This window comes from Variovorax sp. 54, assembly GCF_002754375.1.
Classification (GTDB): domain Bacteria; phylum Pseudomonadota; class Gammaproteobacteria; order Burkholderiales; family Burkholderiaceae_C; genus Variovorax.
The window spans coordinates 2,650,178-2,673,715 of sequence record NZ_PEFF01000001.1 but is presented as its reverse complement, the minus strand read 5'-3'; the positions used below and the strand labels follow the sequence as shown (position 1 = coordinate 2,673,715).

The 23,538-nt window shown below is 65.9% G+C and carries 24 protein-coding genes; 9 read left to right on the top strand and 15 right to left on the bottom strand.

The window, feature by feature from the left end:
- Positions 1-31: 31 nt before the first annotated feature.
- From ispC to CLU95_RS12220, 15 genes are all read right to left on the bottom strand, one after another.
- Positions 32-1,279: a 1-deoxy-D-xylulose-5-phosphate reductoisomerase gene (gene ispC / locus CLU95_RS12290; protein ID WP_099793454.1), complete on the bottom strand. Its 1,248-nt coding sequence runs from the start codon at positions 1,277-1,279 to the stop codon at positions 32-34.
- Positions 1,280-1,289: 10 nt separating this feature from the next.
- On the bottom strand, positions 1,290-2,591 hold the full coding sequence (ispG, locus tag CLU95_RS12285; RefSeq protein WP_099793452.1) for a flavodoxin-dependent (E)-4-hydroxy-3-methylbut-2-enyl-diphosphate synthase: 1,302 nt from the start codon (positions 2,589-2,591) through the stop codon (positions 1,290-1,292).
- Complete coding sequence (ispH, locus tag CLU95_RS12280; protein ID WP_099793450.1) at positions 2,588-3,526, bottom strand: 4-hydroxy-3-methylbut-2-enyl diphosphate reductase; 939 nt, start codon at positions 3,524-3,526, stop codon at positions 2,588-2,590. Before ispH ends, ispG begins: the two co-directional genes overlap by 4 nt.
- Before the next feature lie 32 nt (positions 3,527-3,558).
- Positions 3,559-4,431 carry a polyprenyl synthetase family protein gene (locus tag CLU95_RS12275; protein ID WP_099797252.1) on the bottom strand — a complete coding sequence of 291 codons (873 nt, stop codon included), beginning with the start codon at positions 4,429-4,431 and terminating at the stop codon, positions 3,559-3,561.
- 55 nt (positions 4,432-4,486) lie between these two features.
- Positions 4,487-5,611: a Rieske 2Fe-2S domain-containing protein gene (locus tag CLU95_RS12270; RefSeq protein ID WP_180288588.1), complete on the bottom strand. Its 1,125-nt coding sequence runs from the start codon at positions 5,609-5,611 to the stop codon at positions 4,487-4,489.
- Between the two features lie 41 nt (positions 5,612-5,652).
- Positions 5,653-6,696 carry a Rieske 2Fe-2S domain-containing protein gene (locus CLU95_RS12265; RefSeq protein ID WP_099793446.1) on the bottom strand — a complete coding sequence of 348 codons (1,044 nt, stop codon included), beginning with the start codon at positions 6,694-6,696 and terminating at the stop codon, positions 5,653-5,655.
- A gap of 27 nt (positions 6,697-6,723) precedes the next feature.
- Positions 6,724-7,647, bottom strand: coding sequence for an SAM-dependent methyltransferase (locus CLU95_RS12260; protein WP_099793444.1), 924 nt, complete (start codon positions 7,645-7,647; stop codon positions 6,724-6,726).
- Positions 7,648-7,695: 48 nt separating this feature from the next.
- The gene (locus CLU95_RS30875) at positions 7,696-8,787 is read right to left on the bottom strand and encodes a terpene synthase family protein (RefSeq protein ID WP_180288587.1); all 1,092 of its coding nucleotides are present in this window, start codon (positions 8,785-8,787) and stop codon (positions 7,696-7,698) included.
- A gap of 8 nt (positions 8,788-8,795) precedes the next feature.
- Positions 8,796-9,854, bottom strand: coding sequence for a terpene synthase family protein (locus CLU95_RS12250; RefSeq protein WP_099793442.1), 1,059 nt, complete (start codon positions 9,852-9,854; stop codon positions 8,796-8,798).
- 64 nt (positions 9,855-9,918) lie between these two features.
- Positions 9,919-10,860: an SAM-dependent methyltransferase gene (locus tag CLU95_RS12245; protein WP_099793440.1), complete on the bottom strand. Its 942-nt coding sequence runs from the start codon at positions 10,858-10,860 to the stop codon at positions 9,919-9,921.
- A gap of 47 nt (positions 10,861-10,907) precedes the next feature.
- Positions 10,908-12,806: a 1-deoxy-D-xylulose-5-phosphate synthase gene (gene dxs / locus CLU95_RS12240; RefSeq protein WP_099793438.1), complete on the bottom strand. Its 1,899-nt coding sequence runs from the start codon at positions 12,804-12,806 to the stop codon at positions 10,908-10,910.
- A 416-nt stretch (positions 12,807-13,222) separates the two neighbouring features.
- The gene (gene lipA, locus CLU95_RS12235) at positions 13,223-14,206 is read right to left on the bottom strand and encodes a lipoyl synthase (protein WP_099793436.1); all 984 of its coding nucleotides are present in this window, start codon (positions 14,204-14,206) and stop codon (positions 13,223-13,225) included.
- A 7-nt stretch (positions 14,207-14,213) separates the two neighbouring features.
- Positions 14,214-14,888, bottom strand: coding sequence for a lipoyl(octanoyl) transferase LipB (gene lipB, locus CLU95_RS12230; protein ID WP_099793434.1), 675 nt, complete (start codon positions 14,886-14,888; stop codon positions 14,214-14,216).
- Positions 14,885-15,217 carry a YbeD family protein gene (locus CLU95_RS12225; protein ID WP_099793432.1) on the bottom strand — a complete coding sequence of 111 codons (333 nt, stop codon included), beginning with the start codon at positions 15,215-15,217 and terminating at the stop codon, positions 14,885-14,887. The genes lipB and CLU95_RS12225 overlap by 4 nt, the downstream gene beginning before the upstream one ends.
- Positions 15,214-16,107: a D-amino acid aminotransferase gene (locus tag CLU95_RS12220; protein WP_099793430.1), complete on the bottom strand. Its 894-nt coding sequence runs from the start codon at positions 16,105-16,107 to the stop codon at positions 15,214-15,216. Before CLU95_RS12220 ends, CLU95_RS12225 begins: the two co-directional genes overlap by 4 nt.
- A gap of 126 nt (positions 16,108-16,233) precedes the next feature.
- Here CLU95_RS12220 and CLU95_RS12215 point away from each other — a divergent pair, with 126 nt between their 5' ends.
- Genes CLU95_RS12215 through CLU95_RS12175 form a run of 9 tightly spaced genes read left to right on the top strand, consistent with a single transcriptional unit; the run spans position 16,234 to position 23,440 of the window.
- Entirely contained in the window at positions 16,234-16,704 is a 471-nt protein-coding gene (locus CLU95_RS12215; protein ID WP_099793428.1) for an ATP synthase subunit I, read from the top strand.
- A 26-nt stretch (positions 16,705-16,730) separates the two neighbouring features.
- Positions 16,731-17,609, top strand: coding sequence for a F0F1 ATP synthase subunit A (gene atpB / locus CLU95_RS12210; protein ID WP_099793426.1), 879 nt, complete (start codon positions 16,731-16,733; stop codon positions 17,607-17,609).
- Between the two features lie 52 nt (positions 17,610-17,661).
- A complete protein-coding gene (gene atpE / locus CLU95_RS12205; protein ID WP_056576471.1) occupies positions 17,662-17,931 on the top strand; it encodes a F0F1 ATP synthase subunit C in 270 nt (89 codons plus the stop codon).
- 33 nt (positions 17,932-17,964) lie between these two features.
- A complete protein-coding gene (locus CLU95_RS12200; RefSeq protein ID WP_062480176.1) occupies positions 17,965-18,435 on the top strand; it encodes a F0F1 ATP synthase subunit B in 471 nt (156 codons plus the stop codon).
- 7 nt (positions 18,436-18,442) lie between these two features.
- On the top strand, positions 18,443-18,973 hold the full coding sequence (locus tag CLU95_RS12195) for a F0F1 ATP synthase subunit delta (protein ID WP_099793424.1): 531 nt from the start codon (positions 18,443-18,445) through the stop codon (positions 18,971-18,973).
- Positions 18,974-19,020: 47 nt separating this feature from the next.
- On the top strand, positions 19,021-20,634 hold the full coding sequence (atpA, locus tag CLU95_RS12190; protein WP_099793422.1) for a F0F1 ATP synthase subunit alpha: 1,614 nt from the start codon (positions 19,021-19,023) through the stop codon (positions 20,632-20,634).
- Positions 20,635-20,667: 33 nt separating this feature from the next.
- Positions 20,668-21,543, top strand: a complete 876-nt coding sequence (gene atpG, locus CLU95_RS12185) for a F0F1 ATP synthase subunit gamma (RefSeq protein ID WP_099793420.1) — start codon at positions 20,668-20,670, stop codon at positions 21,541-21,543.
- A gap of 43 nt (positions 21,544-21,586) precedes the next feature.
- Positions 21,587-23,002: a F0F1 ATP synthase subunit beta gene (atpD, locus tag CLU95_RS12180; RefSeq protein WP_099793418.1), complete on the top strand. Its 1,416-nt coding sequence runs from the start codon at positions 21,587-21,589 to the stop codon at positions 23,000-23,002.
- Between the two features lie 18 nt (positions 23,003-23,020).
- Positions 23,021-23,440: a F0F1 ATP synthase subunit epsilon gene (locus tag CLU95_RS12175; RefSeq protein WP_099793416.1), complete on the top strand. Its 420-nt coding sequence runs from the start codon at positions 23,021-23,023 to the stop codon at positions 23,438-23,440.
- Positions 23,441-23,538 lie beyond the last annotated feature (98 nt).

Below are 23,538 nucleotides of genomic sequence, written 5' to 3'. Positions count from 1 at the left end.
CGCTGGCCGTGGCGGCCAAATGGCTGTCGCGCTACAGCTGCGCGCCGATGCCTTCGTCCAAGGTGACCGATGCGGAAAGCGCGACCGCAGGCGATGGGGACCGCAACGCCGCGCGCTGGATCGCCTGAACGGCCAGCACGCGTGCCTGCGCGTCGGCCGCGAGGATGTCGTCCAGGTTCTCGTGCGCAGACGAGGGCGCGTGCTGCAGGCAGTCTTCCACCACGCAAGCGATGTCGGTGTAGCGCAGACGTCCGTTCAGGAACGCATCGACCGCCGCTTCGTTCGCCGCATTGAGCGTCACGCTGGCCGCGCAACCATTGCGCAGCACCTCCAACGCCAGGCGCAGGCAGGGAAAGCGTTTCAGCTCGGGCGCTGCGAAGCTCAGATGGGCGAGCTGCAGGAAGTCCAACGGCGCCACGCCGGAGTCGATGCGTTCGGGCCAGGCCATCGCATGCGCGATCGGCGTGCGCATGTCGGGTCGGCCCAGCTGTGCCAGCACCGACTGGTCGGCATAGGCCACCATCGAATGGATCACGCTCTGCGGGTGGATCACGACTTCGATGCGCTCGGGCGGCATCGCGAACAGCCAGCGCGCCTCGATGGTTTCCAGCCCCTTGTTCATCATCGTCGCGGAATCGACCGAGATCTTGCGGCCCATGCGCCAGGTGGGATGCGCGCAGGCCTCGTCGGGCGTCACGCGGTCCAGCGCTTCGAGCGGACGATGCAGGAACGGCCCGCCCGACGCGGTGAGCACCAACCGCTCGACGCCCGCGCCGCCGGCCGGTGCGCCCGCCAGGCATTGGAAGATCGCGTTGTGCTCGCTGTCCAGCGGCAACAACGTGGCGCCGTGCGCGGCGACCGTGCGCATGAACAGCGCGCCGGACATCACAAGGGCCTCCTTGTTCGCGAGCAGGATCTTCTTGCCCGCGCGCGCCGCCGCCAGCGACGACAACAAACCCGCCGCGCCGACGATGGCCGCGACCACCGTGTCGCAGCCCGCCGACTGCGCCACCTCGCACAGCGCCTGCGGGCCGTGCATGACCTCCGTGCGCAGGCCGGCCGCGCGCAGCCGGGCCTGCAGCTGCGCGGCGTCTTGCGCGTCGCCGACCACCGCGACGTCGGGGCGAAACGCGACGCAGCGCGTGAACAGCTTGTCGAGGTTGCGGTGCGCCGTCAGCGCGTGCACGCTGAAGCGATCGGGGTGGCGCGCGACGAGGTCGAGCGTGCTGTCGCCGATCGACCCGGTGGTGCCGAGCAGGGTGAGGCGTTGCGTGGGCATGGCGATGCTTTCAGACGGCAGCAATCGGCACGACGCGCTCGTGCGACGGCGCCGGCTTCATCCACGCGCGCAGCCGCTGGCCCGCCTCGGCGTCGGCACCGTAGCGCGCGGCCACGTAGGTCTCGACCAGCCGCGTGAAGTCGTCGGCGATGTGCTCGCCCTTGAGCGTGAGCGCGCGTTCGCCGTCGATGTAGACCGGTGCCACCGGCTGCTCGCCCGAGCCCGGCAGCGAGATGCCCAGGTGCGCGAGCCGGCTCTCGCCGGGGCCGTTGACCACGCAGCCCATCACTGCCACGTGCATGTCTTCCACGCCCGGAAAGCGCACGCGCCAGGCCGGCGCTTGCGCGTGCAGCCAGCCTTCGATCTGGCTGGCCAGCGACTGGAAGAAAGTGCTCGTGGTGCGCCCGCAGCCGGGGCAGGCCGTCACGCTGGGCGTGAAGGCGCGCAGCCCCATCGACTGCAAGATTTGTTGTGCCACCAGCACCTCGCGCGTGCGGTCGCCGTTCGGCTCGGGCGTGAGCGACACGCGGATCGTGTCGCCGATGCCCTGCTGCAGCAGCACGCCCATCGCGGTGGCCGAGGCCACGATGCCCTTGGAGCCCATGCCCGCTTCGGTCAGGCCCAGGTGCAGCGGATAGTCGCAGCGCGCGGCGAGCTCGCGGTACACGGCGATGAGGTCCTGCCCCTGGCTCACCTTGGCCGACAGCACGATGCGGTCGGGCGGCAGGCCGACGTCTTCGGCGCGCGCCGCGTTCTCCAGCGCCGAGACGATGAGCGCCTGGCGCATCACCTCGTCGGCGGGCTGCGGCTGCGCGGCCTGTGCGTTCGCATCCATCATGTGGGCCAGCAGCGCGGGATCGAGGCTGCCCCAGTTCACGCCGATGCGCACCGGCTTGTCGTGGCGGCAGGCGATCTCGATGAGCTGGCAGAACTGTGCGTCGCGCTTTTCGCCCCTGCCGACGTTGCCCGGATTGATTCGGTACTTGGCCAGCGCCTGCGCGCAGTCGGGGTACTGCGCGAGCAGGCGGTGGCCGTTGAAATGGAAGTCGCCCACCAGCGGCACGTGCACCTGCTGGCGCGCGAGCGCATCGCGGATCGGCGCGACCTGCGCGGCGGCCTCTTCGTTGTTGACCGTGAGGCGCACCAGCTCGGCGCCCGCGCGCGCCAGCGCGGCGACCTGCGCCACGGTGGCGGCCGCGTCGGCGGTGTCGGTGTTGGTCATGGCCTGCACGGCCACGGGCGCATCGCCGCCGATGCGCACGGTGCCCACGTGCACCTGCCGCGAGAGGCGGCGTGCGACGGGTGGCTTCATGGCGCGACCGCTTCAGGCGCGAGTTCGGCCGGCAGCCGGAACACGACGTGCTCCTCGCGCCCGGGCAGTGTCATCAGCTCCACGTCGGCCAGGCGGCGCAGCGCGGCGACCACGTCCTGCACCATGGTCTCGGGCGCCGAGGCGCCGGCCGTGACGCCCACCGCGGCGGCGTCGCGCACCCAGTCGGGCTTGAGTTCGCTGCCTTGTGCAATGAGGTAGCTGCGCACGCCGGCCTGCGCCGCGATCTCGCGCAGGCGCTGCGAGTTGGAGCTGTTCTGTGCGCCGACCACCAGCACCACGTCGACCTGCTGGCTCAGTTCGCGCACGGCCGTCTGCCGGTTCTGCGTGGCGTAGCAGATGTCGCGCGTGTCGGGCCCGATGATCTGCGGAAAGCGCCGCTGCAGCGCATCGATGATGCCGCGCGTGTCGTCGACCGACAGCGTGGTCTGCGTGATGTAGGCCAGCGGCGTGTCGGCATCGAGCGGCAGCGCGTCCACGTCGGCCTCGGTCTGCACCAGCCTGACCGGCGCGGGAATCTGCCCGAGCGTGCCCGTCACTTCGGGGTGACCGGCGTGGCCGATGAGGATCAGCGCGTAGCCCTTGGCGGCATAGCGGCGCCCCTGCTCGTGCACCTTGGTGACGAGCGGGCAGGTGGCGTCGATCGCACGCAGGCCGCGTTCGCGCGCCTCGACCTCCACCGCGTGGCTCACGCCGTGCGCGCTGAAGATCGCGACCGCGTCGGCGGGCACCTCGGCCAGCTCTTCGACGAACACCGCGCCCTGGGCTTTGAGGTCGTCGACCACGTGCTTGTTGTGGACGATTTCGTGGCGCACGTAGACGGGCGTGCCGTGGCGCCGCAGCGCGTGCTCCACCGTGTCGATGGCCCGCACGACGCCGGCGCAGAAACCACGGGGCTGGGCAAGGATGACGCGCATGGTGGAGTCCCTCGAAAGGTTGGATGGGTCGTTCAATTCACGCGGTGGACCACGAGATCGGCCAGCTGCCCGAGCCGCTCGGCGCGTTTGCCGAAGGGCGCCAGCGCCGCATGGGCGCGCGCGTTCAGCGTGCGGGCCAGCGCGCGCGACGCTTCGAGGCCGAGCATCGACACGCAGGTCGGCTTGTCGTCGTACGCGTCCTTGCCCGCGGTCTTGCCGAGCGTGGCCGTATCGGCGGTCGCATCGAGGATGTCGTCGACGACCTGGAAGGCCAGGCCGATGGCGCTGCTGTAGTCGTCGAGCGCGCGGTACACGCCGGCGTTCGCCGGCGAATCGGCTGCACCGCACAGCGCGCCCATGCGCACCGCCGCGCGGATCAGCGCACCGGTCTTCATGCGATGCATCTGCTCGAGCGCGGGCTGGCTCAATGACCGGCCCGCGCTTTGCAGGTCGATGGCCTGGCCGCCCACGAGCTGTCGCGAGCCGGCCGCCTCCGCCAGCTCGCGCACCAGCGCGATGCGGCGCTCGGCCGGCAGCGGCAGTTCGCTCAGCGTGAAGAAGGCCTGCGCCTGCAACGCGTCGCCCACGAGGATGGCGGTGGCCTCGTCGTAGGCCACATGCACGGTCGGCTTGCCGCGGCGCAGGTCGTCGTCGTCCATCGCGGGCAGGTCGTCGTGCACGAGCGAGTAGACGTGGATCATTTCGATCGCGGCGCCCGCGGCATCGAGCGCGTCTTGCGGCGCCTCTGCGAGGGCGCCCGCGGCCTGGCACAGCAGCGGTCGGATGCGCTTGCCGCCACCGAGCGCGGCGTAGCGCAGCGCCTCGTGCAGGCGCGCGGGCAAGGTGGTGGGCGGCGGCAGCTGCGCGGCGAGGGCAGCTTCGGTGCGCCGGATCGAGCCGAGCATCCATCCTTCGAAGGTCTCGGCCGGTTCGATGGCCTGGGCCGGTGCCCGCAGTGCTTCATGACTCATGGCGGTGTTCCTGAAGGCCCGCAGGGTCGAGGCCGTCCACGAGCCCGCCGGGGTAGAACCGGGAGGCCCAGCGTCGGTGGGAGATCACGGTCTTGTCGCTCGCGGTGAGTTTCGGATGCGGGACGAAATGCTTGGCGTTCCAGATCGCGTAGTCGGGCTTGACGAACCAGGTCAACCAGAAATTGGCAGGCGACGCGAGCAGGCGATAGACCAGGTTCCGCAGCATCGGTGGCCAGCGGTTGACCCGCGCGATGCTCAACTGGTTCGCCACATCCATGCGCCACTTCAAGGGGGCGGTCTGGACGAAATACGCGATGGAATTCAGCCGGACGCCGAGGTCCGGCATGTCGAAGAGGCCTGCGGCACAGCCGACGCCGTAGTTCAGGAAGGTGCCGCAGAAGCGCTTGCCCTTCCAGCGGGCTGACAGGGAGACTTCGAACAGGTTGCCGTCGATCCGGTACGACATGTGCGTGTCCGTGAGGCCGTGGACCCAGCTGAAATGCGCGACGTCCGCGCTGTTTTCAACGGCATCGTGCGCCTGGCCGTCCATCTCCTGACGGATGTAGAGCGTCGGAGAACCGATGCCGAAGTCGTGGACCGGCACCTCCCAGGTCGGTGGCAAGCCGGCATGGTTCACCCACACCAGGATGGCGCCGTTGACCTCCCTCGCATGGCGCGCCGTGAGGGCAGCGCGGGGCGGCCTGTCGCCTGCACCGGTGCGCACGCAGCCGCCGTCCGGGCCATACGCCAGGCCGTGCAGCGGACACACCAGGTGCTCGCCGTCGACCTTGCCGCCGTGGCCCAGGTGCGCGCCGAGGTGCGGGCAATGGGGCTCGACGACGCGCACGAGCCCCGCGAGCGTGCGGTACAGCACGAGCTCCTGGCCCATGAAGGGAATCGTGCGAATCTGGCCCGGCTTGAGTTCGTCGGCGAAGCAGCCCAGGAACCACCCTTCGGCATAGGGCAGCACCCGGCGTTCCTCGCCCACGGTGCTGCGGAACTGTTGCGGGCCCGTGCGTGCCTGCGCGGCGCATTGCACGGGGATGTCCGGCGCGCTGCCGCCGCCGGCCTGAAACAGGGTGTCGATCGTGAAAGGCGTCAGTGGCTTGTTCATCGGGTGCCTCTTGCAACGCGGCGCGCGGCGCCGCTGCCGCTTCATTGCAGGGTGGGGGTCGGGTAGAACTGCGCCATCCAGCGCCGGCAGGCCGCAACGGGGGCTTCGGCGCCCATCAGCTTGGCGCGTTCGTCATAGCGTCGGTGCCGCCAGATCGCGTAGTCCTGCGCGACCACGCCAGCCCACAGGCGGTGCATGACGCCGATGCACATCTCTTGCAGCAGCTTGCGCAGGGGCCCGGGCAGTGCGTCAAAACCTGAGACATGCAGGGAGTCGGTCCATCGGAAGGTCCAGGTCAATGGCCCGGTCGGCGTGGCAAAGGCCCGGTGGATCACCGTCAGGCCGAACTTCGGCATGTGACTCCTGCCCACCATGAAGCCCAGGCCGTAGGCCGTGGAGTCGACGGTGATCGGTGTGCCATACCAGCGGCCTGTCATGCGCAGCACGAGCTGGTTGTCGCGGATCTCGTGGGTCATGGCCGCGTTGGCGACGCCGTGCAGGTGATCGAAGTGCACGAAATCCGAGAGGTTCTCCACCAGGTCGTGGGCATATCCGCCCTGGTCATGGGCGTTGCCCCTCGGCCTGGAAAAGCCCGTCATGTCGATCTCGGGCAGTTCGCTTTCTGGTGCCTGCCCGGCGTGGTGGCGCCACACGACGATCGCACCATTGCGCTCCTGCAGTGGCCATTTTTCCAGCGAGGCGCGCGGTGGCGGCCTGTCGCGGGGCGCGTGCGTGCACGCACCATCGGGGCCGTAGGAGAGCCCATGGAAGGGGCAGACAAGGTTCTCTCCGTCGACCTTGCCGCCATGGCCCAGGTGGGCGCCGAGGTGCGGACAGTAAGGGGTGATCGCGTGGGCGACGCCGGAGCGGGTCCGGTACAGCACCAGGTCGCTGCCCATGAAGGGGGCGATGCGCACGTCTCCCGGCTTGAGCTCGTGGCTGAAGCAAAGCGCGAACCAGCCGTTCGGGTACGGCAGCGCGCGCGGGCCGGGGATGATCGATGACGGCGGTGCGTCCGCCGCCATGTCTGGCTCGGCGCGGCGGATCGGGATCACGGCGGCCTGTCGCACGGTGGGGGGAGTCATGGCAATGCCTCTCGCAGATGAAGAAAGTCAGTTCCGGCGCGCAATGAAGCTGAAGGACGAGGACTTGTCCTTGCGCAGCGCGTCCGAGAAGCTGACCGAGATGTCGCGCAGCTGCTCGAAGTTCGCCTTTCTCGGCGCGGGGCAGCAGGCCTCGATGTTCTGCCTGACCAGGTCGTACCAACGGATCACCTCGTCGTTGCTGGGCAGGACGCGCTGGTCGATCACACTGAAGCCGTGCGCCTCCAGCACCTTCTGCAGGCTCTCCGGGGTCTTGCGATGGCCCGAGGCGGCGCGGTCCACCTTGTCGGGAATGAACGACTTGTAGGTGGCCAAGTCGACCTTGTAGAGGCTTTCGGAAATGATCACCGTGCCGTTGCGACGCATGCGCCGCGCCAGCGCTTCCATCGCTGCCTGCAGCACTTCTGGGGGAAAGTGGATGAGGCTGCCCCGCAGGATGGCGAGGTCATAGGGGATGTCGGGGTCGGGGAGCTGGCCGATGTCCTTGGCGTTGCACAGGTACAGATGGGTTCGGTCGCCCAGCCCTTCCCCCGCGATCAACTGGCGCGCGCATTCCGTCTGCTGCGGGCTGATGTTGATGCCGTCGACGCGGCAGCCGGGGTAGCGGTTGGCGACGAATTTCAGCACCGGTCCCCAGCCGCAGCCGATGTCCAGTGCCCGGTGCACGCTGGCCGCCGACAGGTCGGCGCCCGCCTGCTCGGCCAGCTCGAACTGGTGTTCCATGTGCCGGCGCCCGGAGGCGTCCAGCGGCAGCGCGTGCGGGTCCATCTTCTCGTCGAACACGCCGTACTGGTACCAGAGTTCCTGGCCGATCACCTGGCGCCACTCTTCGGGCGTGTCGGCGTAGACGTTCTCGACCATGCGCTGGTAGGGGTCGGGCATCGATCCCTCGATGACGTCGATGGAACCGGTGTGCTCGTGCAGTTGTGTCATTGCGGATCTCCAGGTGGGGGCTGAAAAATTCGGGATGGTGGGAATGGCTCAGGCGGGAACGCCTGTCCTCGCGGGGGCGTGCGGTGCCGCGGTGTCTTGCGTTGTCGCGCCGGCCGGGTCATGCATCCACCACCAGGCGATCGAGGCGATGGACGAGGCCTGCAACGGCGCTTCGGCCGGTGCGGTCGGGGCCGCTTCCGGCCCGCCCGCCTGGGGGTAGCGCTCGGACGCATGGCACCAGTCGAATGCGGCGCGCAGGTAGTGTCCCAGGCTGTCGATGTACCGGCGCAGCGCCGGGGAGCCGTCGGAAACGAGGGCCTCCCGCGAGCGCAGGAAGAGCTGCATCACCTGCCGGTACATCGCGGCCGCCAGGGCACCCGCCCGGTCAGGCCCGCATCGATGTTCATGCTGGATCACGCTGATCAGGTTGTGGCCGCCCTCTTCGCGCGCGATCTCCTTCTCGTAGGACGCAATGTCTGCCGCCCAGGTCGCCAGCGAGGCCGCCATCTCGGTGAGTGCCCGGACCCGGCGTGCTTCGAGCACGTCGACCGGCACGGAATAGCCTTCGGCGATGGTGGCCAGCACCGGAAAGACCAGGCCGCCGCCGCTGTACAGGCGCAGGGTCGCGTATTCGTCCAGGGACGGCATGCGCTGCGCAGCGACGTTCCCCGCCTTCCAGACCTCGGCCAGGAACCAGCCGCGCATCGCCGCCAGCCATTGCGACATCTGCGCGGCGGTGGCGTGCGTGTCCAGCCGTTGCCGGATGTCGTGCAGCGCTGCGGCATAGCGGTCCTGTGTGTTCAGGGCCAGCTCGGGGATTTCGATGGTGCGCTGGATCAGCGACAACACCCAGGCCAGGTCGCCGGGCCGTCGGCTGAGCGGCCCTTCGTCGCAGTACTCGTCGTCGAAGGAGACGTTCCAGACGAAGAAGTCCGACAGGATCTGCAGCGTCTGCGGCGACGCGTGCGGCACGATGCGCGCCACCAGCATGCCGCAACCGGTCTGGGCCAGGCGGTCGCGCTCGGTCTCGCTGCTGCACAGGGCGAAGCGCCGCATCCAGGCCACCGAATGCGCGTCGGCACGATCGCCATCGGGATGCGTGGCCGCAGGAATGGGGCAGTCGGTGTCTGGGAGTTTCATGGCATGCCCTACTGGACAACCACCGGCGCACCGGCGCCTTCCAGCTTGCCGCGGGGCGAGAAGGCCACGTTCACATGCATCTCGCGCCGGCCATCCCACACGTGGCCCAGCCCGTGATAGCGAGGGGTTTCCAGGTGCCATTGCGCATTGCCGGCCACGATGCTGTGGTAGCTGTCGAGGTAGGTGTGCATGCGTGCGCCCAAGGGGTGCTCTGCGTAGCGTTCGTGCAGCCGATGAATCACGTCGACCAGTTCCTGGTTGATCTTCGCGATCCGTTCGCTGACGGCGTCGATGCTCTGCTGCACGCTGTAGCCGCGCGTATGGCACAGAATGTTGATCGAGTTGACCGCATCTCCCTGGTAGTACTCGACGCCGTACGAGTACAGGTCGTTCACCAGCGCGCAGTGCAGGTCGACCAGATGCCCCGCCCGCCGGCCGTCTGGGTCCTGCACTACGTCGATGGCGTCGATGTCCTGCACGTATTCGATGGCTGCCACATAGGCATACATGCCGGCGGACTTCTGCCGTTCGTGGAGGTAGCTGTCGATGTCGTAGTCCCGCCAGTTCTTGCGAACCTGGTTCTCGACCGTGAGGTTGTGCAGCCAGCGGGTCCAGCATCCACGAAGCCGCTCGTAGACCCCTTCAGTGGGCGCGTGCTTGCGGAATGTCTTCCAGACCTGGTCCAGGACACGCGCGCCGTGCGCGTTGGGGTCTCCCGCGACGATGCGGTCGCACAGCGCTGGGTCGATCACCGACAGGTCGTCGCATTCGAAGACCATGGTCATCATGCCGGCATGGTGCGCGACGCGGTCTGCAAGACCGTCCGGGAGCACTGAGGAGTCGTACAGGGAGTCCATGCGCGCGATGGCACCATGCAGGCGGCCCTCGACGGGCGGTCCAAAGTTTTCGTAGATCCACTCTGAATGCTTCCAGCGGATGATCGGATAGTGCGTATTGATGCGTGGCTCCACGGCGCATTGCATGCGCGGAATCACGAAACGCGGGGGGCTCTCTGCATGAAGCCCGGTCAGCGTTTCGCCGATCGAATTTCCGTTGATGGCATTCATAGACTCTCTCTCCTGGAAAGGGGGGAAAACAGGCTCGCGATCGTTTTCTTGCGCCGCTGTCGGCCTAGGCCCGTCGTGCGATCACGCTGTAGGTCGAAAACTTGTCCTTGATCAGCGCGACCGACAGGCTGACCGCCATGACGCGCAACTCCTCAAGCGGAGGCGGGATGTTGTCCGGCGTGAAGTTCCGTTCGATGTTTTCCTTCACGTCGGTGAACCAGCGCGCCACGTCGATGTTGCGGGGGAGCACGCGCATGTCTTCCACCACGAAGCCGCTCTCTTCGAGCACGCGGCGGAAGTACGCCGGTGTCTTGCGGTGCTTGCACGCGAGGCGGTCGACCTCGTCCTCGATGTCCGAGCGGTAGTTGTCCAACGGAATGTTGTAGAGGTTGTCGGAGATGACGACCTTGGCCCCCGGGCGCATGCGTGCGGCCACCTGCTTCATCGAGCGTTCGTACAGGTCGTTCGGGAAGTGCGAGATGACGCCCCGGATCGTCACGAGGTCGTAGGGCGCGTCGGGATTCGGCAGCAGGGCGACGTCCTGCGCGTCGCACAGGTACAGGTTCACGCGGTCGTCCAGGTGCTGCTGGGCGTGGTAGCGCGCGCAGTGCGCCAGCTGCGTCTCGCTGATGTTGATGCCGTCGAGTTGTCGGCACTGCGGAAAGTGCTCGGCGAGGTAGCGCAGGCCGAAACCCCACCCGCAGCCCACGTCGAGGATGCGACGGATCGGGAAGGGCGTGGGTTGGTCCAGGCCCGCGATTTCCATCTGCTGGTCGAAGTACCGCAGGCCCGACTCGTTGAGCGAAATCGGCGGCACCGAGCGCGGATCGTCGTAGACGCCGAACTGGAACATCAGGTCCTCGCCGATGGCCTTGCGCCAGTCTTCGGGGTCGTCCTGGTAGGTGTACTCGACCTTGGCGTGGTACGGGTTGGCCTCGGCACCCCGGATCACTTGAAGCGAAGGCGGGGCGGGCGCATCGATGCGGCGTGCGGTGGCTGTGCTCATCGGGTTCTCCTGTGGCGATTTCAACGAAGGGAACGGTGGGTTTTCTTTCAGGAAACGAGGCTCATGCGAGCCGTGCGGAACGCGGGGGCGTTGGCATCGAAGAACGCCTGGATCGACTGCACCAGCCCGTCGGCGTCCAGGCCGTGGGCAGCAAGCAACTTGGCGCAGTCGCCGTGCTCGACGAACTGGTCGGGCAGGCCCAGTTGCAGTGAAGGAATCAACACGCCCTGCGCAGCGAGCGATTCGAGGCAGGCGGCACCGGCGCCGCCCATCACGCAGCCTTCTTCGACGGTGACGAGCACGTCGTGCGTCTCGGCGAGCGACAGCACCAGCGCGGCATCGAGCGGCTTGATGAAGCGCATGTTGGCGACCGTGGCGTCGAGCCGTTCGGCGGCGGCCAGACTGGGCGCGACCATGGTGCCGAAGGCGAGGATGGCGATGCGGGCGCCCATGGGCTGCGTCGACTCGCGCCGCACGTGGCCGCGCCCGATGGGCAGCGGCTGCATCTGCCGCACCGGCAGCGCGCCGGGCCCGCCGCCGCGCGGGTAGCGCACGGCGGCCGGGCCGTCGTGGCGCAGGGCGGTGTGCAGCATCTGGCGGCACTCGTTCTCGTCGGACGCGGCCATCACAACCAGGTTCGGAATGCAGCGCAGGTAGGCGACGTCGAAGGCGCCCATGTGCGTCGCGCCGTCGGCACCGACGATGCCGGCGCGGTCGACTGCGAACACGACCGGCAGGTTCTGCAAGGCCACGTCGTGGATCAGCTGGTCGTAGGCGCGCTGCAGGAAGGTCGAGTAGATGGCGACCACGGGCCGCATGCCTGCCGCCGCCAGCCCCGCGGCGAAGGTCACGGCGTGCTGTTCGGCGATGCCGACGTCGAAGTAGCGCTCGGGGAAGCGGCGTTCGAACTCCATCAGGGCCGAGCCCTCGCGCATGGCGGGCGTGATGGCGACCACGCGCGCATCGGCGTTGGCTTCGTCGCAGAGCCAGTCGCTGAAGACCTGGGCGTAGGTCGGCTTGGCGATGGTGGCGGTGGCCGGCGCGATCTTGATGCCGACGACGGGGTCGAACTTGCCGGGGCCGTGGTACAGGATCGGGTCCTGCTCGGCCGGGCGGTAGCCGTGGCCCTTCTGCGTGACGATGTGCAGCAGCTGCGGGCCCGGCTGCGTCTGCAGCCGCTGCAGGGCGGGGATCAGGGCGCCCAGGTCGTGGCCGTCGATGGGGCCGGTGTAGCGGAAGCCGAATTGCTCGAACAAGGTGGCGGGCGACAGGCCCAGGTCCGAGGGCTCGCAGGGGGCCAGCGACGGGCGAATGGCACGCAATCTTTGCCGGCTGGCTTCATTGGCGCAGGCATAGGCGCGCTCTGAAATCAATCCGCCCAGATAAAGGCGCAGCATGCCGACGGGCGGTGAAATCGACATGTCGTTGTCGTTCAGAATCACCAATAAACGGCCGCATGCCTGGGTATTGTTCATGGCCTCGAAGGCCATGCCGGCGCTCATTGCACCGTCGCCGATCACCGCAATGGCGTGATCGGTCGAATTGGAAATTTGTGCGGCCTGTGCAAATCCCAGGGCGGCAGAAATTGACGTGCTGGAATGCGCGGTGCCGAAATGGTCGTGCTCGGATTCGGCGCGTCGCGGAAATCCGGAAATACCGCCGAATTGGCGCAAGGTGGCCATGCCCTGGCGCCGGCCGGTCAGGATCTTGTGGGCATAACTCTGGTGGCCGACGTCCCACACGATGCGGTCGCGCGGGGTGTCGAACACGTAGTGCAGCGCGACCGTCAGCTCGACCGTGCCGAGGTTGGAGGCAAAGTGGCCGCCCGTGCGGGACACGCTGTCGATGATGAAGGCACGCAGTTCATCCGCAAGGCCCGGCAATTGCGCGATGCCGAGCTGGCGCAGCGAATGGGGCGAATCGATGGCTTCGAGCAAGGCATGCATTCCGGTTTCTCCGTGGAGTTGGAAACGCGCGGGCTGTGATGGCTGAATTCTTCGTGCGATGCGGTTTTAATTATTTTTAGACAAACCAATGCCCCGGAAATTGATCATTCAATTTCCTTGTCAAAGCCTCCGTGGGAAATATGAAAACGCGGCGACTCTTTTTTAATTCCAAGTCGGGAGAAATCAGGAGGTCAGCGTAGGGGATGGATTTGGTCGGCGCAAGCGAATGCGGTCGCAAATTTTCTGATACCCGGGGTTATTTACCTCCGAGGTTCTAATCAGTTTTTTGGATGGTGCGGCGGGCGCGCGACCGTCGCCGCGGCCGTTGGGAAACGGCTGCGGGGCGAGGTCAGGGAGTCAGGGGGGCGGTGGGTGCGCCGACGCCCGTGCGTGGCGGGCGGTCGGGCGGGGAGGCGTCAGACGCCGGCGGCGTGCGCCTGCTGGTCGGCGTGGTAGCTCGAGCGCACCATGGCGCCCACAGCGGCGTGGCTGAAGCCCATCTTGTAGGCCTCTTCCTCGAACATCTTGAAGGTGTCGGGGTGCACGTAGCGGCGCACCGGCAGGTGCGAGCCCGACGGCGACAGGTACTGGCCGATGGTCAGCATGTCGATGTCGTGGGCGCGCATGTCGCGCATCACCTGCAGGATCTCTTCGTCGGTTTCGCCCAGGCCGACCATGATGCCGCTCTTGGTCGGCACCTTCGGGTGCAGCGCCTTGAACTTCTTCAAGAGGTTCAGGCTGAACTGGTAGTCGCTGCCGGGGCGCGCTTCCTTGTAGAGGCGCGGCGCGGTTTCCAGGTTGTGGTTCATCACGTCCGGCGGCGCGGCCTTGAGGATCTCGAGGGCGCGGTCGTCGCGGCCGCGGAAGTCGGGCACGAGGATCTCGATCTGCGTCATCGGCGAGAGCTCGCGGATGTTCGTGATGCAGTCGACGAAATGCTGGCTGCCGCCGTCGCGCAGGTCGTCGCGGTCGACGCTGGTGATCACCACGTACTTCAGGCGCAGCTTGGCGATGGTCTTGGCCAGGTTGAGCGGCTCGTCCTTGTCCAGCGGGTCGGGGCGGCCGTGGCCCACGTCGCAGAACGGGCAGCGGCGCGTGCACTTGTCGCCCATGATCATGAAGGTGGCCGTGCCGTTGCCGAAGCATTCGCCGATGTTCGGGCACGAGGCTTCTTCGCAGACCGTGTGCAGGTTGCTTTCGCGCAGGATCTGCTTGATCTCGTAGAAGCGCGTGGTCGGGCTGCCGGCCTTGACGCGAATCCACTCGGGCTTCTTGAGCACTTCGCCGGTCTGCACCACCTTGACGGGGATGCGCGACAGCTTGGCCGCGGCCTTCTGCTTGGCCAGGGGGTTGTAGTTTTCGGCGCTCTGGGCGTCGCGGACGACTTCGGTGGTGCTCATTGGATTGCTACGGTGCCAGGAAGGTGATGAGCTTCTGGCCCAGCACGCTGGCAGCTTCTTCCCATGTGGTTTGGACGCCGATTGTAGAAAGGTCGACCGTTTTCAGCCCCGCATAGCCGCAAGGGTTGATGCGGGAGAAGGGTTCGAGGTCCATCGCGACATTGAGCGACACACCGTGGTAGGTGGCGTGGCGGCTCACCTTGATGCCCAGCGCGGCGATCTTGCCCAGGCCCCGGAACGGGTCGGCGCCGGGCATCGGGCCGGTGAGTGCGGCGTGCGAAAACGGGTCGTCCAGGCGCACGTAGATGCCCGGCGCGCCGGCCACGCGGTGGCCGGTCACGCCGAAATGGGCGAGCGTGCGCAGCACCGATTCCTCGATGCGGTAGACGTATTCCTTGACGTAGTAGCCGGCGCGCCGCAGGTCGATGAGCGGGTAGGCCACCACCTGGCCGGGGCCGTGGAACGTGACCTGCCCGCCGCGGTCGGTCTGCACGACGGGGATCGGGCCGGGGTTCAGGAGGTGGTCGGTCTTGCCCGCCAGCCCTTGGGTGAACACCGGGTCGTGCTCGCAAATCCATAGCGCGTCGGGGCTCTCGGGCGTGCGCTCCTGCGTGAAGCGCTGCATCGCCGCATAGGTGGCGAGGTAGTCGGCCCGGCCGAGCGACTGCGCTTCGATGGTCAAAGAACGACCTTGACCGATGGGTGCGACGACAGCGCGCGATAGAGGTCGTCGAGCTGTTCGCGGCTGGTGGCCGTGACGGTGATGGTCACGCCCAGGTAGTTGCCGGCCTTGCTGTCGCGCAGCTCGACGGTGGTGGCGTCGAAGTTGGGGTCGAAGCGCTCGGCGATCTGTGTGATGGCGTGCACCAGGCCGTCGGTCTTGGCGCCCATGACCTTGATCGGGAACTGCGAGGGGTACTCGATCAGCGACTCCTTGCGCGGGTCGGCGATCGGGGCCGTGTCGTCGGTGGCGTCGTTGGTGTCGGTCGGGGGCGTGGTGTTGTCGGTCATGCAAGGGCTCCTGGCTTCTCAGCGTTGCGTTGCTTGGCCTGCTGGTAGGCGGCATACAAGCTCTGGTAGATGGGGCCGGGACGGCCATTGCCAATGGTCTGGCCGTCGAGTGTGACAACGGGCAACACTTCCTTGGTGGCCGAGGACAGCAGCAGCTCGTCGGCGCCGAACACCTCGTCGCGTGACACGCGGCGCAGTGCAAAGGGAATGCCGCTGTCCTGGCACAGGCGCTCGAGCAGGCCGTAGCGGATGCCGGTCAGCACGAGGTTGTCCTTGGGTGGGCCGATGAGCGTGCCGTCTTTCACGATCCACACGTTGCTCGACGAGGCCTCGCTGAGCGAGTCGCCGCGGAACATCACAGTCTCGGTCGCGCCGGCCTCCACGCTGATCTGCCGTGCAAGCACCGCGCCCAGCAGGCTGGTGCTCTTGATGTGGGCCTTCTGCCAGCGGAAATCGTCGGCCGTGACGCAGGTCACGCCCTTGGCGCGCACCGCATCGGCCACGGGCGGCAGGGGGTTCACCATTGCGAACACGGTGGGGCGCAGGCCGCGCACCATGGCGTGGTCGCGCGGTGCCACGCCGCGCGAGACCTGGAAGTAGATCGCCTGCGGCGCATGGCCCAGCGGTGCAGCGAGCTGCATCGCAATGGCACGCCATTCGTCGCGAGAGTAGGGGTTGTCGATCTGCAGTTCAGCCAGCGAACGCTCGAGGCGCGCGATGTGCTCGTCGAAGCAGAAGGGCACGCCGAAGTACACAGGGATGACTTCGTAGATGCCGTCGCCGAAGATGAAGCCGCGGTCGAGGACGCTGATCTTCGCGTCGCGCAGCGGGGTGAATTCGCCGTTGAGAAAACACGGCGTGTCGGGCAGTGCCGAGGTGATGTCTTGCATCCGCAAATTATGGGCGGACGCCACACTCGGTGCAGAACTGTCACGTTATGGCGGGACCCCGCTAGGTTTTACTTATAATCAATGGCTTTGTAGAATTCTCCGGGGACAAACACGGGGTGCATTCGAATGACAACCAACACCCCTGTCCCTGAGGTTGACGCCGAAGAGTCCGATTTCAAGCCACTCACGGCCGAAGAGGCCCAGAAGTTGCGCGAGCAAAACCCCGAGCTGTCACCCTGGTGGGTGATCGCAGCCCAAGTGGCTGCAGGCGTGGTGGTGGCTTGCCTGGCGTGGATCTGGACGGCGCGATCCGAGGCTGCAATCTCGGCGTTTTACGGAGCCATGACAGTAGCGATCCCCGCGGCCTTGTTTGTCCGCGGTGTCCGGCGCAAGCCGGGCATGCCGTCGCAGGCTGTCATGTTGAGGTTTTTTGTGTGGGAGATGATCAAGATCGCGCTGACCGTTGCCTTGCTGGCTGCGGCGCCGTGGCTGATCGGGGGGCTCGTCTGGCTGGCCATGGTGGCTGGCGTGGTGGTCGCCATGAAGATGTACTGGGTGGCACTGTTGGTGCGGCCCAAATTTTTGAACCGGATTTGACTGTTTTGGAAGAGAGACGCTGAAAGATGGCCGCCGAAGGACACGCCCCGACCGCGAGTGAATACATCGTTCACCACCTCCAGCACTGGCAAGTCGACTGGAGCCTCAAGCCCGTCGTTCAATCCGCCATTGTTGACTTCAACGTCATCAACCTCGACTCGGTGCTCTACGCGCTGATCATCGGCGCATTGGGCTGCTTCGTGCTGTGGCTGGCTGCCCGCAAGGCAACGCCCGGCGTGCCCGGCCGTTTCCAGGCGGCGGTCGAAATCCTGGTCGAGATGGTCGACAACCAGGCCAAGGCCAACATTCACAACGCCGCGAGCCGCAAGTTCATTGCCCCGCTGGCGCTCACCGTGTTCGTCTGGATCTTCCTGCTGAACGCGATGGACATGCTGCCGGTCGACCTGCTGCCGGCCATCTGGACGCAGGTGTATTCGGCCATGGGCCACGATCCGCACCACGCCTACATGCGTGCCGTGCCGACCGCCGACCTCTCGACCACGCTCGGTCTTTCCACCTCCGTGCTGCTCCTGTGCCTGTTCTACAGCATCAAGGTCAAGGGCCTGGGCGGCTGGGGCCACGAGCTGATCACTGCGCCTTTCGGTGCCCACCCGCTGTTGTGGCCCATCAACCTGCTGATGCAGGTCATCGAGTACCTGGCCAAGACGGTCTCGCACGGCATGCGGTTGTTCGGCAACATGTATGCAGGCGAGCTCGTGTTCATGCTCATCGCCCTCATGGGCGGTGCCATGGCGGCCTCGTTCTCCGGTGTGTTGCTGCCCATCGGGCACATCATTGCCGGAACCGTCTGGGCGATCTTCCACATCCTGGTGATCACGCTACAGGCTTTCATCTTCATGATGCTGACCCTGATCTATCTGGGCCAGGCGCATGAGGCGCATTGAGTTTCCCTTTTTCTTTTCGTTTGCTTTAAATCTGTTCTAAGGAGTCATCATCATGGAAAACATTCTCGGTCTCGTCGCTCTCGCTTGTGGTCTGATCGTCGGTCTCGGCGCCATCGGTGCTTCCATCGGTATCGCGCTGATGGGTGGCAAGTTCCTGGAATCGTCGGCCCGTCAACCTGAGCTGATGAACGACCTGCAGACCAAGATGTTCATCTTGGCGGGTCTGATCGACGCGGCTTTCCTGATCGGCGTAGCCATCGCTCTGCTGTTCGCCTTCGCCAACCCGTTCGCCGCGACCCTGCTGGCCAACCTGCCCAAGTAAGCCGGTTCAACGCCACTCCAGAAAGGTGTTGCCGTGAGTATCAACGCGACCCTGTTCGTTCAGGCCATCGTCTTCTTGCTGCTGGTGCTGTTCACGATGAAATTCGTGTGGCCGCCCATCGCGAAGGCTTTGGATGAACGCGCACAAAAGATCGCTGCGGGCCTGGCGGCCGCCGAGAAGGCCAAGGCTGAACTCGCTTCCGCCAACCAGCGCGTCGAGCAGGAACTGGTTCAGTCTCGCAACGAGACCACCAGCCGCCTGGCCGATGCCGAGCGCCGCGCCCAGCAGATCATCGAAGAGGCCAAGGGCCGTGCAACTGTGGAGGCCAACAAGATCGTGGCCGACGCGCACGCCGAAGCCGAACAGCAGTCCGTGCGTGCCCGTGAAGCCCTGCGTGAGCAGGTTGCAGCACTGGCCGTCAAGGGTGCCGAGCAGATTCTCCGCAAGGAAGTCAATGCCGGTGTCCACGCCGACCTGCTCCAGCGCCTGAAGACCGAGCTCTGAGGACGATATGGCCGAACTTGCGACCATTGCCCGCCCCTACGCGGACGCGCTCTTCGAGGCTACTTCGAGCGACCTCGAAGGCACGGCCGGCTGGATCGGCCAGCTGGCCGCCCTCGCTGCCGATCCCCAGCTCCTGCAGTTCGCTGCCGATCCGAAGGTGTCGCAGGACCAGGTCTTCGACCTGATCTCCGGCCTCCTGCCGCAAGCCTTGCCGGACGCCGGCAAGAACTTCCTGCGCACGGTGATCGACAACGGCCGGCTCGCTGCATTGCCCGAAGTCGCGGCCCAGTACCGCGAGCTCAAGAACGCCAAGGGCGGCACGTCCGACGCGGTGATCTACAGCGCCTTCCCGATCGACGCGGCGAGCCTCGCCGAGGTCGCCGTCGCGCTGCAACGCCGTTTCGGTCGCACGCTGAACACGCGTGTGGAATCCGATCCCTCGCTGATCGGCGGCATCCGTGTGGTGGTGGGGGACGAAGTCCTCGACACCTCCGTCAAGGCGCGTCTCGAACAAATGAAAGCGGCGCTCACCGCCTGAGGCGGCGAGCCGCGGTTGGCCCTATTTATTGAAAGAAGGAAAGAGTCATGCAACTCAATCCCGCAGAAATTTCCGAACTGATCAAGAGCCGTATTGAAGGCCTTGGCGTCAGCGCAGACATCCGCAACCAGGGCACCGTGGTCTCGGTGACCGACGGCATCGTGCGCGTGCACGGCCTGTCGGATGCGATGCAGGGCGAAATGCTCGAGTTCCCGCCCACGGCTGACGGCACCCCGTCGTTCGGCCTGGCGCTGAACCTCGAGCGCGACTCGGTCGGCGCCGTGATTCTGGGCGAGTACGAGCACATCTCCGAAGGCGACACCGTGAAGTGCACGGGCCGCATTCTGGAAGTGCCCGTGGGCCCCGAGCTCATCGGCCGCGTGGTGAACGCACTGGGCCAGCCGATCGACGGCAAGGGTCCGATCAACGCCAAGATGACCGACGTGATCGAAAAGGTCGCTCCCGGCGTGATCGCACGCAAGTCCGTCGACCAGCCGATGCAGACCGGCCTGAAGTCGATCGACTCGATGGTGCCCGTCGGCCGTGGCCAGCGCGAGCTGATCATCGGTGACCGCCAGACCGGCAAGACCGCCGTGGCGATCGACGCGATCATCAACCAGAAGGGTCAGAACATGACCTGCGTCTACGTTGCGATCGGCCAGAAGGCTTCGTCGATCAAGAACGTGGTGCGCTCGCTGGAACAAGCCGGCGCGATGGACTACACCATCGTGGTGGCCGCATCGGCCTCCGAATCGGCTGCCATGCAGTACGTGTCGGCCTACTCGGGCTGCACGATGGGCGAATACTTCCGCGACCGCGGCCAGGACGCCCTGATCGTCTATGACGACCTGTCCAAGCAAGCCGTGGCCTACCGTCAGGTGTCGCTGCTGCTGCGCCGCCCGCCAGGCCGCGAAGCCTACCCCGGCGACGTGTTCTATCTCCACAGCCGTCTGCTCGAACGCGCAGCCCGCGTGAACGCCGACTACGTCGAAGCCTTCACCAAGGGTGAAGTCAAGGGCAAGACCGGTTCGCTGACCGCACTGCCGATCATCGAAACGCAAGCCGGCGACGTGTCCGCCTTCGTTCCGACCAACGTGATCTCGATCACCGACGGCCAGATCTTCCTGGAAACCAGCCTGTTCAACGCCGGCATCCGCCCTGCCATCAACGCCGGTATCTCGGTGTCGCGCGTGGGTTCGTCGGCGCAGACCAACCTGATCAAGAACCAGTCGGGCGGTATCCGTACCGACCTGGCCCAGTACCGTGAACTGGCCGCATTCGCGCAGTTCGCTTCCGACCTCGACGAAGCGACCCGCAAGCAACTCGACCGCGGTGCGCGCGTGACGGAACTGCTCAAGCAGACCCAGTACAGCCCGCTGCCGATCTCGCTGATGAATGCCACGCTGTTCGCAGTGAACAAGGGCTTCATGGACGACATCGAAGTCAAGAAGGTGCTCCCGTTCGAACACGGTTTCCACCAGCTCCTGAAGACCAGCCACGCTGCTCTGCTCGAGACCATGGAAAAGAACGGTGCCAAGTGGGACGTCAAGCCCGCCAAGCCGGACGACAGCGCAGAAAAGCAGGCCTTCAAGAAGGTGTGCCAGGACGCCGAAGCCGAACTGCTGGCTGCTGCCACCTCGTTCAAGAAGTCGTTCGCCTGAGCGACCCTTTGACCGACGCAAGAAGGAGCTCATATGGCAGCTGGTAAGGAAATCCGCGGCAAGATCAAATCGGTGGAGAACACCAAGAAGATCACCAAGGCCATGGAAATGGTCTCGGTTTCCAAGATGCGCAAGGCGCAAGAGCGCATGCGTGCCGCCCGCCCCTACAGCGAGAAGATCCGCAACATTGCGGCGAACCTTGGCAAGGCGAACCCCGAGTACACGCACGCCTTCATGAAGAAGAACGACGCCAAGGCGATCGGCTTCATCATCGTGACGAGCGACAAGGGCCTGTGCGGTGGCTTGAACACCAACCTGCTGCGCGCCGTGACGGGCAAGCTGCGCGAAGCGCAGGCCGCTGGCGTGGCCATCGAGTCGGTCGCCATCGGCAGCAAGGGCCTCGGCTTCCTGAACCGCATCGGCGCCCGCGTGGTGGCACACGTCACCCACCTGGGTGACACGCCGCATCTGGACAAGCTCATCGGTCCGGTCAAGACGCTGCTCGACGCTTACGCGGAAGGCAAGCTCTCGGCCGTGTACCTGTGCTACACGAAGTTCATCAACACGATCAAGCAGGAGCCGCTCGTCGAGCAGCTGCTGCCGCTGGCCGCAGACTCGCTGCAAGTCGAGGAAGGCCAGCATTCGTGGGATTACATCTACGAGCCCGATGCGCAAAGCGTGATCGACGAGCTGCTGGTTCGCTATGTGGAGTCGCTGGTCTACCAGGGCGTGGCAGAGAACATGGCGTCCGAGCATTCGGCGCGGATGGTGGCCATGAAGGCCGCCACCGACAACGCAGGCAACGTGATCAGCGAGCTGAAGTTGGTCTACAACAAGACCCGCCAGGCAGGCATCACCAAGGAGCTCTCGGAAATCGTTTCGGGCGCTGCGGCGGCCGCCGGTGTCTGAGCCCTTCGGACCTCAACAGATTTAAATTTTTATCGGAGCAGACATGGCTCAAGCAGAAGCAGTTCAAGGCAAGATCGTTCAGTGTATTGGCGCTGTGGTCGACGTGGAATTCCCGCGCGACAAGATGCCCAAGATCTACGACGCCCTCAAGTTCGAAGGCAGCGCACTGACGCTCGAAGTCCAGCAGCAGCTCGGCGACGGCGTGGTCCGCACGATTGCGCTGGGTTCTTCCGACGGCCTGCGCCGCGGCCTGATCGTGACCAACACGCAAGCCCCCATCACCGTGCCCGTGGGCAAGGCGACGCTGGGCCGCATCATGGACGTGCTGGGCGCGCCCATCGACGAGCGCGGTCCGGTCGACCAGACGCTGACCGCCTCCATCCACCGCAAGGCTCCCGCGTACGACGAACTGTCGCCGTCGCAAGACCTGCTGGAAACCGGCATCAAGGTGATCGACCTGGTGTGCCCGTTCGCCAAGGGCGGCAAGGTGGGCCTGTTCGGTGGTGCCGGCGTGGGCAAGACCGTGAACATGATGGAGCTCATCAACAACATCGCCAAGGCTCACTCGGGTCTGTCGGTGTTCGCTGGTGTGGGCGAACGTACCCGTGAAGGCAACGACTTCTATCACGAGATGGCCGACTCTGGCGTCGTGAACCTCGAGAAGCTCGAAGACTCCAAGGTCGCCATGGTCTACGGCCAGATGAACGAGCCCCCGGGCAACCGTCTGCGCGTGGCCCTGACCGGCCTGACCATCGCCGAGTCGTTCCGCGACGAAGGCCGTGACGTGCTGTTCTTCGTGGACAACATCTACCGCTACACGCTGGCCGGTACCGAAGTGTCGGCACTGCTGGGCCGCATGCCTTCCGCCGTGGGCTACCAGCCGACGCTGGCCGAGGAAATGGGCCGTCTGCAAGAGCGGATCACGTCGACCAAGGTCGGCTCGATCACCTCGATCCAGGCCGTCTACGTCCCTGCCGATGACTTGACCGACCCGTCGCCCGCCACGACCTTCGCCCACTTGGACTCCACCGTGGTGCTGTCGCGTGACATCGCTTCGCTGGGTATCTACCCCGCCGTGGACCCGCTGGACTCGACCTCGCGTCAGCTCGACCCGAACGTGGTCGGCGAAGAGCACTACAACGTGGCTCGCGCCGTGCAGGGCATCCTGCAGCGCTACAAGGAACTGCGCGACATCATCGCGATTCTGGGCATGGACGAACTGGCTCCCGACGACAAGCTCGCCGTGGCCCGCGCCCGCAAGATCCAGCGTTTCCTGTCGCAGCCGTTCCACGTGGCCGAAGTGTTCACCGGTTCGCCCGGCAAGTACGTGTCGCTGGCCGAAACCATCCGCGGCTTCAAGATGATCGTGAACGGCGAAGCCGACCACCTGCCGGAACAAGCGTTCTACATGGTCGGCACCATCGACGAAGCGTTCGAAAAAGCCAAGAAGGTCGCCTAAGGCGGCATAGGAACTCAGATGGCCAACACCATTCACGTCGACGTGGTCAGCGCGGAAGAGTCGATCTTCTCGGGCGAAGCCACGTTCGTCGCGCTGCCCGGTGAAGCCGGTGAGCTCGGCATCTATCCGCGTCACACGCCGCTGATCACGCGCATCCGCCCCGGCGCCGTGCGCATCGAAACGGCTGACGGCGGCGAAGAGTTCGTCTTCGTGGCCGGTGGCATTCTCGAAGTGCAGCCCGACGCCGTCACCGTGCTGTCCGACACCGCGATCCGCGGCAAGGACCTCGACGACGAGAAGGCCAACAAGGCCAAGGAAGCCGCCGAGGAAGCGCTGAAGAACGCAAGGAGCGACATCGACATCGCGATGGCGCAGTCGGAACTGGCTGTGATGGCTGCGCAGATCGCTGCGCTGCGCAAGTACCGCCAGAAGAAGTAAATCAAAGCCTTTGCCTTCGGGCAGAAGCCAAGAGAATGCCACCCTCGGGTGGCTTTTTTTCGTCCGCCCTGTCCAGGTTGTGGGTGAGTTTGATTTGA

Excerpts from the sequence above, each read along its gene's own strand:
- CLU95_RS12220 (WP_099793430.1), bottom strand. The coding sequence starts at position 16,107 with ATGCAAGACATCACCTCGGCACTGCCCGACACGCCGTGTTTTCTCAAC.
- atpB (WP_099793426.1), top strand. The coding sequence starts at position 16,731 with ATGGCCGCCGAAGGACACGCCCCGACCGCGAGTGAATACATCGTTCAC.
- CLU95_RS12265 (WP_099793446.1), bottom strand. The coding sequence starts at position 6,696 with ATGACTCCCCCCACCGTGCGACAGGCCGCCGTGATCCCGATCCGCCGC.
- CLU95_RS12225 (WP_099793432.1), bottom strand. The coding sequence starts at position 15,217 with ATGACCGACAACACCACGCCCCCGACCGACACCAACGACGCCACCGAC.
- CLU95_RS30875 (WP_180288587.1), bottom strand. The coding sequence starts at position 8,787 with ATGAAACTCCCAGACACCGACTGCCCCATTCCTGCGGCCACGCATCCC.
- atpD (WP_099793418.1), top strand. The coding sequence starts at position 21,587 with ATGGCTCAAGCAGAAGCAGTTCAAGGCAAGATCGTTCAGTGTATTGGC.
- ispC (WP_099793454.1), bottom strand. The coding sequence starts at position 1,279 with ATGCCCACGCAACGCCTCACCCTGCTCGGCACCACCGGGTCGATCGGC.
- ispG (WP_099793452.1), bottom strand. The coding sequence starts at position 2,591 with ATGAAGCCACCCGTCGCACGCCGCCTCTCGCGGCAGGTGCACGTGGGC.
- ispH (WP_099793450.1), bottom strand. The coding sequence starts at position 3,526 with ATGCGCGTCATCCTTGCCCAGCCCCGTGGTTTCTGCGCCGGCGTCGTG.
- atpA (WP_099793422.1), top strand. The coding sequence starts at position 19,021 with ATGCAACTCAATCCCGCAGAAATTTCCGAACTGATCAAGAGCCGTATT.
- atpG (WP_099793420.1), top strand. The coding sequence starts at position 20,668 with ATGGCAGCTGGTAAGGAAATCCGCGGCAAGATCAAATCGGTGGAGAAC.
- lipA (WP_099793436.1), bottom strand. The coding sequence starts at position 14,206 with ATGAGCACCACCGAAGTCGTCCGCGACGCCCAGAGCGCCGAAAACTAC.
- CLU95_RS12245 (WP_099793440.1), bottom strand. The coding sequence starts at position 10,860 with ATGAGCACAGCCACCGCACGCCGCATCGATGCGCCCGCCCCGCCTTCG.
- CLU95_RS12260 (WP_099793444.1), bottom strand. The coding sequence starts at position 7,647 with ATGACACAACTGCACGAGCACACCGGTTCCATCGACGTCATCGAGGGA.
- CLU95_RS12250 (WP_099793442.1), bottom strand. The coding sequence starts at position 9,854 with ATGAATGCCATCAACGGAAATTCGATCGGCGAAACGCTGACCGGGCTT.
- CLU95_RS12275 (WP_099797252.1), bottom strand. The coding sequence starts at position 4,431 with ATGCTCGGCTCGATCCGGCGCACCGAAGCTGCCCTCGCCGCGCAGCTG.
- dxs (WP_099793438.1), bottom strand. The coding sequence starts at position 12,806 with ATGCATGCCTTGCTCGAAGCCATCGATTCGCCCCATTCGCTGCGCCAG.
- CLU95_RS12195 (WP_099793424.1), top strand. The coding sequence starts at position 18,443 with ATGGCCGAACTTGCGACCATTGCCCGCCCCTACGCGGACGCGCTCTTC.
- CLU95_RS12175 (WP_099793416.1), top strand. The coding sequence starts at position 23,021 with ATGGCCAACACCATTCACGTCGACGTGGTCAGCGCGGAAGAGTCGATC.
- CLU95_RS12215 (WP_099793428.1), top strand. The coding sequence starts at position 16,234 with ATGACAACCAACACCCCTGTCCCTGAGGTTGACGCCGAAGAGTCCGAT.
- atpE (WP_056576471.1), top strand. The coding sequence starts at position 17,662 with ATGGAAAACATTCTCGGTCTCGTCGCTCTCGCTTGTGGTCTGATCGTC.
- CLU95_RS12270 (WP_180288588.1), bottom strand. The coding sequence starts at position 5,611 with ATGAACAAGCCACTGACGCCTTTCACGATCGACACCCTGTTTCAGGCC.